General features: G+C 66.7%; 8 protein-coding genes and 2 tRNA genes. 8 read left to right on the forward strand and 2 right to left on the reverse strand.

Going from position 1 to position 11,278, the window contains the following annotated elements; all coding sequences use genetic code 11:
* Positions 1-188: 188 nt before the first annotated feature.
* Positions 189-262: transfer RNA gene (locus TR33_RS20340), tRNA-Gly, on the reverse strand.
* Between the two features lie 116 nt (positions 263-378).
* On the opposite strand from TR33_RS20340, the gene TR33_RS20345 reads away from it, so the two are divergent.
* The 5 genes from TR33_RS20345 to clpX all read left to right on the forward strand — a co-directional run bounded on the left by TR33_RS20345 (position 379) and on the right by clpX (position 5,256).
* Positions 379-453 (forward strand) — tRNA-Pro (locus tag TR33_RS20345).
* A 225-nt stretch (positions 454-678) separates the two neighbouring features.
* Entirely contained in the window at positions 679-2,115 is a 1,437-nt protein-coding gene (tig, locus tag TR33_RS20350; RefSeq protein ID WP_042284787.1) for a trigger factor, read from the forward strand.
* Between the two features lie 305 nt (positions 2,116-2,420).
* The gene (locus tag TR33_RS20355) at positions 2,421-2,984 is read left to right on the forward strand and encodes a ClpP family protease (RefSeq protein WP_042284963.1); all 564 of its coding nucleotides are present in this window, start codon (positions 2,421-2,423) and stop codon (positions 2,982-2,984) included.
* A 44-nt stretch (positions 2,985-3,028) separates the two neighbouring features.
* Positions 3,029-3,685 carry an ATP-dependent Clp protease proteolytic subunit gene (locus TR33_RS20360; protein WP_014909756.1) on the forward strand — a complete coding sequence of 219 codons (657 nt, stop codon included), beginning with the start codon at positions 3,029-3,031 and terminating at the stop codon, positions 3,683-3,685.
* Between the two features lie 293 nt (positions 3,686-3,978).
* Positions 3,979-5,256, forward strand: coding sequence for an ATP-dependent Clp protease ATP-binding subunit ClpX (gene clpX / locus TR33_RS20365; RefSeq protein WP_014912902.1), 1,278 nt, complete (start codon positions 3,979-3,981; stop codon positions 5,254-5,256).
* Positions 5,257-5,326: 70 nt separating this feature from the next.
* Here the strand turns inward: clpX and TR33_RS20370 are convergent, their stop codons facing one another.
* Positions 5,327-6,037 (reverse strand): DUF305 domain-containing protein, encoded by a 711-nt coding sequence (locus TR33_RS20370; RefSeq protein WP_017533768.1) that lies wholly within the window; start codon positions 6,035-6,037, stop codon positions 5,327-5,329.
* Positions 6,038-6,712: 675 nt separating this feature from the next.
* Between TR33_RS20370 and TR33_RS20375 the strand changes: the two genes are divergently transcribed.
* The 3 genes from TR33_RS20375 (at position 6,713) to TR33_RS20385 (ending at position 11,170) form a co-directional block, all read left to right on the forward strand.
* Complete coding sequence (locus tag TR33_RS20375; RefSeq protein WP_042284794.1) at positions 6,713-8,122, forward strand: LVIVD repeat-containing protein; 1,410 nt, start codon at positions 6,713-6,715, stop codon at positions 8,120-8,122.
* Positions 8,123-8,241: 119 nt separating this feature from the next.
* Positions 8,242-9,648: an LVIVD repeat-containing protein gene (locus tag TR33_RS20380; RefSeq protein ID WP_017533770.1), complete on the forward strand. Its 1,407-nt coding sequence runs from the start codon at positions 8,242-8,244 to the stop codon at positions 9,646-9,648.
* A 172-nt stretch (positions 9,649-9,820) separates the two neighbouring features.
* Positions 9,821-11,170, forward strand: a complete 1,350-nt coding sequence (locus TR33_RS20385) for an LVIVD repeat-containing protein (RefSeq protein ID WP_042284796.1) — start codon at positions 9,821-9,823, stop codon at positions 11,168-11,170.
* Positions 11,171-11,278 lie beyond the last annotated feature (108 nt).

Here is an 11,278-nt window from a genome sequence, read left to right on the forward strand (position 1 = left end):
TTCCGGTGGGAACACAGCTCGTCTCGAGTGGTGTGGGGGTTCGGGGGTCGTGCCCCGGTTGAGGTGGTGGAACGGGCCGGTTCCGGTGGGAACACGGCTCGCCTCGAGTGGTGCGGGGGTTCGGGGGTCGTCCCCCGGTTGAAATGGCGAAACGAGCCGGTTCCGCTAGGAACACAGCTCGCCTCGAGTGGAGCGGGCGACGAGAATCGAACTCGCATGACCAGCTTGGAAGGCTGGGGTTCTACCATTGAACTACGCCCGCATGGCGCCGGAGACTTCGAGTTTCCTCTAGACTCGTGGAGCCGATGGAGACAAGAGTACAGTCTCCAAGGCGTTGGTCGCACATCCGTTGTGGATTGGTGCGGCGGCGCCGGGTCACGGGGTGTGGCGCAGCTTGGTTAGCGCGCATGCTTTGGGAGCATGAGGCCGCGGGTTCGAATCCCGCCACCCCGACGAAACCGTCCTCGGTCGTCCGGCTCTCGGCCGGACGCCGTGGCCCCCTGTGTATCTGCCCTAGACTTGGTGCGATCAGCAGGAAACTGTAAGTCCCAGCCCGTCGCAGGGCACCCCAGTAGAACGTGTCATCACCGACCGGGGTGCGCGCGTGCATTCGCCGTTTGTGTGGTGCGCCTGCGGGCCGACGCGGACACCAGCCGGCAAACCTAGGAGTACCGCCCCGTGAAGACCGATGTCGAGGAGCTCAGCCCGACCCGGGTCAAGCTGACCATCGAGGTGCCCTTCGAGGAGCTCGAGCACGCTTTCGACGTGACCTACAAGTCGCTCGCCAAGCAGGTTCGGATCAAGGGCTTCCGCCCGGGCAAGGCGCCGGCGCGGCTGATCGACCGCTATGTCGGCCGCGGCGCGGTGATCAGTGAAGCGGTCAACCACGCCGTTCCGGAGCTCTACAACGAAGCCATCCAGAAGGAGGAGATCTTCGCGCTCGGCCAGCCCGACGTGGAGGTCACCAAGCTGGAGGACAACGAGGAGCTCGCCTTCACCGCCGAGGTCGACATCCGACCCAAGTTCGAGGTGAAGGACTACAAGGGCATCGAGGTGACGGTCGACAACGCCACCGTCACCGAGGAGCAGGTCGACGAGCAGATCGGCACCCTGCGCGAGCGTTTCTCGACCCTCGTGGGCGCCGACCGTCCCGTCGAGGACGGCGACCACCTGTCCATCGACCTGTCGGCCTCGATCGACGGTGAGAAGCTCGAGGACGTGGCCGTGAGCGGCTACTCCTACGAGGTGGGCACCAACACCATGCTGGAGGGCCTCGACGAGACCCTGCGCGGCATGGAGGCCGGTGGCGAGGCCACCTTCAAGACCACCCTGGTCGGTGGCGAGCACGGTGGCAAGGAGGCGGACGTCACCGTGACCGTGCAGTCGGTCAAGGTGAAGGAGCTGCCCGAGCTGGACGACGAGTTCGCCCAGCTGGCCTCGGAGTTCGACACCATCGACGAGCTGCGTGAGGACGTGCGCAAGCGCATGGCCGACGTGCGTCGCATGCAGCAGCTCTCCGCCGCCCGTGACAAGGCGCTGGAGAAGCTGATCGAGTCGGTGGACATCCCGCTGCCCGACGCGGTCGTCGACGAGGAGATCGACCGTCGTCGCCAGAGCCTGGAGCAGCAGCTCGCGCAGAGCGGTCTGACCAAGGAGGCCTACCTCGAGTCGCAGGAGAAGACCGAGGAGGAGTTCGAGGAGGAGCTGAAGGCCGGCGCCAACTCGGCGGTCAAGGCCGGGTTCATCCTCGACCAGCTGGCCCTCCAGGAGGACCTGAGCGCCGACCAGGGCGAGCTCAGCCAGTACGTGTTCGAGCAGGCCCAGCGCATGGGTGTCAGCCCGGACCAGCTCGCCCAGCACCTGGTCGAGTCGAACCAGATCCGTGTGGCCTTCACCGAGGTCGTCCGCGGCAAGGCCATGGACGTGGTCCTGGCCGGCGCCAAGGTGACCGACGAGGACGGCAACGTCATCGAGCAGGAGGTCGTCGAGGCCTCTGACGAGGACGCCGTGGAGGAGGCCGCCAAGGCCGCCGCCGCTGCCGCCGCCGAGGTCTCCGAGGACGAGGCGAAGGACGACAAGGACGAGGACGCCGCCAAGGCCGACGACTCCAAGTAGTCGCGTTCGGCGGCGTCGGGTCGCCGTCGAGCCCTCTCACGGGCCCCATCGATCCACCGCGATCGATGGGGCCCGTGGTGTTCTCCTTTGTTCGCCCGCAGAGGAATATGTGTGTCTCGCAGGGGGTCCCACCCTGCGCTCAAAGCGAACAGGGACGTTATCCGGACGAGCCCGGCGCTCGTCGGCGTTAGTGTCGCTGTATCGCAACCGTTTCGATTCCGGAGCAGGTGACGAGAGTGCCGCCGACCTTTGATGAGTCCCCGCGATTCGACGCTCGTACGTCGGACCCGCAGCTTTCCCCTTTTATTGAGCAGACGCCTCAGCGCCTGTTGCGCCAGCGAATCGTGTTCCTCGGCCAGCAGGTCGACGACGACATCGCCAACCGCCTTGTCGGTGAACTTCTGCTGCTGTCCGCCGAGGACCGGCAGCGGGACATCACCATGTACATCAACTCGCCGGGTGGTTCCGTTACCGCGGGCATGGCGATCTATGACGTCATGCAGTACATCCCCAACGATGTGCGCACCGTGGGTATCGGTATGGCCGCGTCCATGGGGCAGATGCTCCTGTGCGCCGGTGCGCCCGGTAAGCGTTACGCGCTGCCGCACACCCGCGTCATGATGCACCAGCCCTCCGGTGGCATCGGAGGCACCGCCTCCGACATCCGGATCCTGGCCGACCAGCTGCTCTACGTGAAGAAGATGTTCATCGAGAAGATCTCCGAGCACACCGGGCAGACGGTCGAGCAGATCGAGAAGGACGCCGACCGTGACCGTTGGTTCACGGCCCAGGAGTCGCTGGAGTACGGCTTCATCGACGAGGTGCTCGAGGGCACCCTCGACGTGACCAGTGACCGTAACCAGAGCTGACCTGGCCCAGTCCATGGATCGGCGCAGTGCGTGGAAGGCGTGAAATGACCGAGTTCAACCCCAGTCTCATCGGCGGCGCGGCCTCGATGGCTCCCCAGAGCCGCTACGTCCTGCCGTCCTACGTGGAGCGTACGTCGTACGGCGTCAAGGAGATGAATCCGTACAACAAGCTCTTCGAAGAGCGGATCATCTTCGTCGGCGTCCAGATCGACGACACTTCGGCCAACGACCTGATGGCCCAGCTCATCACCCTTGAGCAGCTCGACTCCGAGCGGGACATCCAGATGTACATCAACTCGCCGGGCGGGTCCTTCACCTCCCTCATGGCGATCTACGACACGATGCAGTTCGTGCGCCCGGACATCCAGACGGTGTGCATCGGACAGGCCGCGTCGGCCGCGGCGATCCTGCTGGCGGGCGGCACCAAGGGCAAGCGCGGCGCGCTTCCCAACGCCCGCATGATGATCCACCAGCCGGCCACCGAGGGCATGCACGGTCAGGCGAGCGACATCGAGATCCAGGCCAACGAGATCACCCGGATCCGTCAGCAGCTGGAGACCACCCTCTCCCGGCACACGGGTCGCAGCCCCGAGCAGGTGTCCAAGGACATCGAGCGGGACAAGATCCTGACCGCGGAGGAGGCCGTCGAGTACGGCCTGATCGACTTCGTGCTGCCTTACCGCAAGGCCTCGTTGAAGTAGTAGGGCCCCGGCCGGAAGTCCTCTTCCCGGGAAAGTTCACATACGTGTGCAACGGTTCACGGAAGGGGAATTCCGGCCTCGGAAGTACGCGCCGGACCGGTTCGTGACCCGCCTGGTACGACCCGGTGGTGAAGCCGGTCCGGTTTTTCGCTTAGTCTGGCGGAGAGCGACACACAGATCGCCCCGTTCGTGACCGGTCGGTCGTGAGCGGGTGCACGGAAGTCGAGCTTCCGTCCGTTCGGCACCACAGGAGTGTCGTGAACGGGGCGGCCTTAGTTTTGAGGAGTGGCTGGGTGGCACGCATCGGCGACGGCGGGGACCTGCTGAAGTGCTCATTCTGCAACAAGAGCCAAAAGCAGGTGAAGAAGCTCATCGCCGGCCCCGGCGTGTACATCTGCGATGAGTGCATCGATCTGTGCAACGAGATCATCGAAGAGGAACTCGCCGACGCCACGGAACTCACGTGGGATTCGCTTCCCAAGCCTCGCGAGATCTTCGACTTCCTCGACTCGTACGTGATCGGTCAGGAACAGGCGAAGAAGGCCCTTTCGGTGGCGGTGTACAACCACTACAAGAGGGTCCGTTCGGAGAGCGATCGTCCCGGTGACGAGGACGTCGAGATCGCCAAGTCCAACATCCTCCTGCTGGGGCCGACCGGGTCGGGCAAGACCCTGCTCGCGCAGACCCTCGCCAGGATCCTGAACGTCCCCTTCGCGATCGCCGACGCCACGGCGCTGACCGAGGCGGGGTACGTGGGCGAGGACGTCGAGAACATCCTTCTGAAGCTGATCCAGGCCGCCGACTACGACGTCAAGAAGGCCGAGACCGGGATCATCTACATCGATGAGGTCGACAAGGTCGCCCGCAAGAGCGAGAACCCGTCGATCACTCGGGACGTGTCCGGCGAGGGCGTACAGCAGGCCCTGCTGAAGATCCTGGAGGGCACCACGGCGAGCGTGCCGCCGCAGGGCGGCCGTAAGCACCCGCATCAGGAGTTCATCCAGATCGACACCACCAACGTGCTGTTCATCTGTGGTGGTGCCTTCGCGGGGCTGGAGCAGATCATCGAGTCCCGCACGGGGCAGCAGGGCATGGGCTTCAACGCCGTCCTGCGGCCCAAGAGCGAGACGTCCGGGACCGCGCTGTTCGGCGAGGTCATGCCCGAGGACCTGCTCAAGTTCGGGATGATCCCGGAGTTCATCGGTCGACTGCCGGTGATCACCAGCGTGCACAACCTGGACAAGGCCGCGCTGATCCAGATCCTCACCGAGCCGCGCAACGCCCTGGTCAAGCAGTACCAGCGCCTGTTCGAGCTGGACAACGTGGAGCTGGAGTTCACCCAGGACGCGTTGGAGGCCATCGCCGAGCAGGGCATCATCCGCGGGACCGGAGCGCGCGGCCTGCGCGCCATCATCGAGGAGGTCCTGCTCTCGGTGATGTACGAGGTGCCCAGCCGGGAGGACGTCGCCCAGGTGATCATCACCCGGGAGTCGGTCGAGCAGCACGTCAACCCGACGATCGTGCCGCGCGCCCAGCTGGACGAGGACGGCCGCCAGGAGAAGTCCGCCTGACCCGCCGGTAAGAGACCCGAGGGGCGCCCCGCCGACCGGCGAGGCGCCCCTCTCGCGTCCGCTCAGGGGGTCAGGAGTCCTCCAGGACCGCCTCCATCCGGGCGATCTCGGTGTTCTGCTCGGCGATGAGGTCGTTGGCCATCCGCATGACGGTCTGGTCCTTGCCCTCGGACAGCACGTCCACGGCCATGGAGACGGCGCCCTCGTGGTGGGCGGTCATGAGCTCCACGAAGAGCTGGTCGAAGTCGTCTCCCTCGGCGTCGGCCAGGCGCTCCATGTCCTCGTCGGAGACCATGCCCTGCATCTCGTCGTGGTCGACCTCCAGATCGCACTCGGGGATGTCGTCGTCACCCGAGTGGTGGCTCCCGTCCCCCTCCAGGCCGCAGAAGTTCTGGTGGGCCGGGTTCTCCCGGGCGGGGCCGAAGACGTTCTCCTCCAGCCAGCTCTCCATGGCGGTGATCTCCGGGCCCTGGGCGGCGGCGATGCGGTCGGCTATGCGTTCGATGCCGTCGCGTTCGTAGCGTTCCTCGACCAGGTCGGTCATCTCCAGCGCCTGGGAGTGGTGTTCGATCATCATCACCAGGTAGGTGACGTCGGCCTCGTTGTGGCCCTGCTCCTCGGCCAGTGCGGCGATCTGATCGGCGGTGGCCGGGCTGGAGGACTCGCCCGGGGCGCCCGGGGCGATGACGTTGGCGGACTCCCGTCCGTCGTCGGAGTCGCCACAGGCGGAGACTCCGAGCAGTACGAGGGCGGTTCCGGCGGCGAGTGCCAGGCGGCGCACGAGGTCTCCTCCAGGGGTGGGGTGGGCGGGCCGGACGGACCGCCGGGTGTCGAAAGGGGAAAGCGACATCCTGCGGGTTTTCTACTCACTCGGTGGGGGTCCTGTCCAGTACGGAGTGCGGATCATCGTCCCGGGATGTCCGTTCTCTCGCGTGGGCGGCGGGTGATTCGGGGGAGGTAGGGCCCGAACACGGGGGCGACGTGGCGATTCGAGAGGGCCCTTTCCTGGGGGCGTGGGTCCTCTCATTAGCGCAATGTCTGAAATGAGCCTTCCGGGGGACCGGAAGGGGGAGTCGTGGAGTCGGAGAGGACTCCGGGACGAGCCCGCCGTGAGGTTCTCGGCATGGCCGGCTCGAGGTCTCAACGGTCGCCCGGGGGTTCCGGAACCTCGAGAGGGGCGGGGTGAGGAGCCGTCTTCAGGGAGGTCGGACGCTCGCCGGAAGAGGGGAGGGGTTCCCGCCCGCCCGTACCTTCGGGGCGCCGGGCGGGGGTGCGCCTCGGAAAGAGGTGAGTGGTCGAAGCGCAGGTGAGCGCCTTTTCAGGCGCCATGTTCGGCTGTTCTCGGACGACTCCGGAGCGTGTTAACAACCATATTTCTTTTATTGCCCTCTGTACATGTAGATGTTGAACTGTGTACGTTCTCCCTGTTTCGCTCCATTCGGAATCAGGAGTACGTATGGCGTCATCCCCCGTCCGCCCCCGTTCCCGGCGCACGCCGTTCCGCGGAGCCCGATCCACGACGATCCTCGCGAGCGCGACCGCCCTGATCGCGGCCCTCCTCGCCCCCACGACCGCGGTCGCGGACGAGACGCCCTTCGAAAGCGACGCCGAGACCAGCGCCAACGTCACCCATGTGACCAACGTCCCGAAGCCGGACGTCATGGACGACTACAACACGGACCTGGCCTTCACCGGCGACTACGCCATCGGCGGCAACTACAACGGCTTCGTCGTCTACGACATCTCCGAGCCCGAGGACCCGCGGGTCGTCTCCGAGGTCCTGTGCCCCGGCGGACAGGGCGACGTGTCGGTCAGCGGTGACCTGCTGTACTTCTCCGTCGACTACCCGCGCGCCGGTGAAGAGTGCGGCGCTCCGGCCGTGCCCACCACCGACCCGAACGGCTTCGAGGGCATCCGGATCTTCGACATCTCCGACAAGAGCGCCCCGGAGTACGTCGCCGCCGTGGCCACCGACTGCGGTTCCCACACCAACACCCTGGTGCCGGGCAAGGACGGGGAGAACGACTACGTGTACGTCTCCTCGTACTCGCCGTCGGCGTCCTTCCCGAACTGTCAGCCGCCGCACGACAAGATCTCCATCATCGAGATCCCGATCGACGACCCGGCCTCGGCCGCCATCGTCGACGAGCCGGTGCTCTTCCCGGACGGCGGCAACCGCAGCACCACCGGCTGCCACGACATCACCGCCTACCCCGAGATCGACCTGGCCGCCGGGGCCTGCATGGGCGACGGCATCCTGATGGACATCTCCGACCCGGCCGCCCCCGTCGTCACCGACGTCGTCCAGGACACCAACTTCGCGTTCTGGCACTCGGCCACCTTCACCAACGACGCGAGCACGGTGATCTTCACCGACGAACTCGGCGGTGGCGGCGGAGCCATCTGCACGGAGGACTACGGCCCCGAGCGCGGCGCCAACGCCATCTACACGATCGACGGCACCGACGACGACCCCGAACTGGTCTTCGAGAGCTACTACAAGATCCCGCGCACGCAGACCGCTACCGAGAACTGCGTCGCGCACAACGGTTCCCTGATCCCCGTGCCGGGGCAGGACTTCTTCGTGCAGTCCTGGTACCAGGGCGGCGTATCGGTCATCGACTTCAACGACCCGAAGAACCCCCGCGAGATCGGCTACTTCGACCGTGAACCGATCGACGACGACCGGCTCGTCCTCGGCGGCTCCTGGTCGGCCTACTACTACAACGGCCACGTCTACTCCTCCGACATCACCCGAGGCCTCGACGTCCTGAAGCTCACCGACCCGCGCCTGCGCTCGGCCGAGCGCGTCACCTACGACGAGTTCAACCCGCAGTCCCAGCCGTCCTACCGACCGGGTCGCTGAGCCTCCCCCACGACCTCCTCCCGTCGTCCCCTCCGAGGACGGGAGGAGCGGGGCCGCGGCCTCGACCGCGGCCCCCGCGCATACCGTCCCGCTCTCTATGCGACCTACAGGAGAACAGAATGTCCGCAGCTCCCCCGGCAGGGAGAGGCCTCCGACGCTCGGCCGCGTTCGCGCTCACCGCGGCGGCGGCCCTGTTCACCGGCCTCCTCGGGCCGGCGTCGGCCTACGCAGACACCCCTCCCTCCGACAGCGTGACCAGCGATAACGTCGAGCACATCGCGAACGTCCCCAAGCCCGAGGCGGTCAACAGCACCAACTCGGACCTGGCCTTCACCGGCGACTACGTGATCGGTGGCAACTACGACGGTTTCGTCATCTACGACGTCTCCGAGCCGGAGGATCCGCGGATCGTCTCCGAGGTCCTGTGCCCCGGTGGTCAGGGAGACGTGTCGGTCAGTGGCGACCTGCTCTACTTCGCGGTCGACTATCCGCGCGCCGGCGAGGAGTGCGGCGCCCCCGAGACCCCGGTGACCGACCCGGACGGCTTCGAAGGCGTTCGGATCTTCGATATCTCCGACAAGACCTCCCCCGAGTACGTGGCCGCGGTCCGCACCGACTGCGGTTCGCACACCCTGACCCTCGTTCCGGGCGACGACGAGCGCGAGTACGTGTACGTCTCCTCCTACGCGCCCGCCGAGGAGTTCCCGAACTGCCAGCCGCCGCACGACAAGATCGCGATCATCGACGTGCCGCTGGACGACCCCGCGTCGGCCGCCATCGTCAACGAGCCGGTCCTCTTCCCGGACGGCGGCAACCACGACCAGGACGGTCTGCTGCGTCCCACCGAGGGGTGCCACGACATCACCGTCTACCCGTCCAAGGACCTGGCCGCGGGCGCCTGCATGGGCGACGGCATCCTGATGGACATCTCCGACCCCGTCGAGCCGATCGTGACCGAGGTCGTCCAGGACACCAACTTCGCGTTCTGGCACTCGGCCACCTTCACCAACGACGCGAGCGCGGTGATCTTCACCGATGAGCTCGGCGGCGGTGGGGCCCCGACCTGCACCGAGGAGATCGGTCCGGAGCGCGGCGCCAACGCCATCTACACGCTCGACGGTGAGGGCGCCGACTCCACCCTGGAGTTCGCCTCCTACTACAAGATCGACCGCCACCAGGGCGACCAGCAGGCCTGCGTCGCGCACAACGGTTCCCTGATCCCGGTCCCGGGTCAGAACTTCTTCGTGCAGTCCTGGTACCAGGGCGGGGTGTCGGTCATCGACTTCAACGACCCGACGAACCCCCGCGAGATCGGCTACTTCGACCCCGATGACCGGATCGACCCGGACATCCAGAACGGCAGCACCTGGTCGGCGTACTACTACAACGGCCACGTCTACTCCTCCGACATGCGTCGAGGACTGGACGTCCTGAAGCTGACCGACCCGCGTCTGCGTCCGGCCGAGCGCGTCACCTACGACGAGTTCAACCCGCAGACCCAACCGGTCTACCGGCCCGGCCGGTGATCGCCGTACCGAACCGGTAGGCGACCACCACGAACGGTGACGCCCAGGGGTGTCGCGCCCATCGTGCGCGGCACCCCGACGCGCCTCCACACCCTTCACCCACCTCTCGTCTCCGCCGCCATCCCCGTCCCGGACCGGGCCGCGGAGCATCCCCGCACAGGAAGAGAGATCCATGCGCACCCTCGCGCGCCGCGCGGCCGTGCCGTTCGCGGCCCTGGCCCTGCTGGTGGGCCTGACGAGCCCCACGTCGGCCTACGCAGACACCCCTCCCGTCGACGAGGTCTCCAGCGACAACGTCGAACTCGTCGCCAACGTCCCCAAGCCCGAGGCGGTGAGCAACACCAACTCGGACCTGGCCTTCACCGGTGACTACGCCATCGGCGGCAACTACGACGGTTTCGTCGTCTACGACATCTCCGAACCCGAGGACCCGCGGATCGTCTCCGAAGTGGTCTGCCCCGGCGGACAGGGAGACGTGTCGGTCAGCGGCGACCTGCTCTACTTCGCGGTCGACTACCCGCGCGCCGGAGAGGATTGCGGCGCTCCGGCCGTGCCCACCACCGACCCGAACGGCTTCGAAGGCGTCCGGATCTTCGACATCTCCGACAAGAGCGCCCCGGAGTACGTGTCGGCCGTGGCCACCGACTGCGGCTCCCACACTCTGACCCTGGTCCCCGGTGACGACGAGCGCGAGTACGTGTACGTCTCCTCGTACTCGCCGTCGGCGTCCTTCCCGAACTGTCAGCCGCCGCACGACAAGATCTCCATCATCGAGGTCCCCCTCGAGGACCCCGCGTCCGCCGAGGTCGTCGACGCCCCGGTGCTCTTCCCGGACGGCGGGCACCGCACCACCACCGGCTGCCACGACATCACCGTCTACCCGGCCAAGGACCTCGCCGCGGGCGCCTGCATGGGCGACGGCATCCTGATGGACATCTCCGACCCGGCGGCCCCCGTGGTCACCGAGGTCGTCCAGGACACCAACTTCGCCTTCTGGCACTCGGCCACCTTCACCAATGACGCGAGCACGGTGATCTTCACCGACGAACTCGGCGGTGGCGGGGCCCCGACCTGCACCGAGGAGATCGGTCCGGAGCGCGGAGCCAACGCCATCTACAAGCTGGAGCGCGACGGTTCCCTGACCTTCCAGAGCTACTTCAAGATCGACCGCCATCAGGGCGACCAGGTGTGCGTGGCGCACAACGGTTCCCTGATCCCGGTCCCGGGCCAGAACTTCTTCGTGCAGTCCTGGTACCAGGGTGGCGTGTCGATCATCGACTTCAACGACCCGAAGAACCCCCGCGAGATCGGCTACTTCGACGCCGACTCCCGTGTCGACGGCGAGGTCCAGGACAACGACACCTGGTCGGCGTACTACTACAACGGCCACGTCTACTCCTCCGACATCGACCGGGGCCTCGACGTCCTGAAGCTGACCGACCCGCGTCTGCGTCCGGCCGAGCGCGTCACCTACGACGAGTTCAACCCGCAGACCCAACCGGTCTACCGACCCGGTCGCTGACCGGACCCACCGCCCCTCGGAACCTCCCGAGCCGCGGTGACGAACGACGACGGCCCGGACGGCCTGGAACCGTCCGGGCCGTCGCCCTCACGTCGGACCATGAGAGAT

It is taken from the genome of Nocardiopsis alba (assembly GCF_000710955.1).
Classification (GTDB): domain Bacteria; phylum Actinomycetota; class Actinomycetes; order Streptosporangiales; family Streptosporangiaceae; genus Nocardiopsis; species Nocardiopsis alba.

Coding starts and splice junctions, on each gene's coding strand:
- TR33_RS20360 (WP_014909756.1), top strand. CDS start 3,029: ATGACCGAGTTCAACCCCAGTCTCATCGGCGGCGCGGCCTCGATGGCT.
- TR33_RS20375 (WP_042284794.1), top strand. CDS start 6,713: ATGGCGTCATCCCCCGTCCGCCCCCGTTCCCGGCGCACGCCGTTCCGC.
- TR33_RS20380 (WP_017533770.1), top strand. CDS start 8,242: ATGTCCGCAGCTCCCCCGGCAGGGAGAGGCCTCCGACGCTCGGCCGCG.
- TR33_RS20385 (WP_042284796.1), top strand. CDS start 9,821: ATGCGCACCCTCGCGCGCCGCGCGGCCGTGCCGTTCGCGGCCCTGGCC.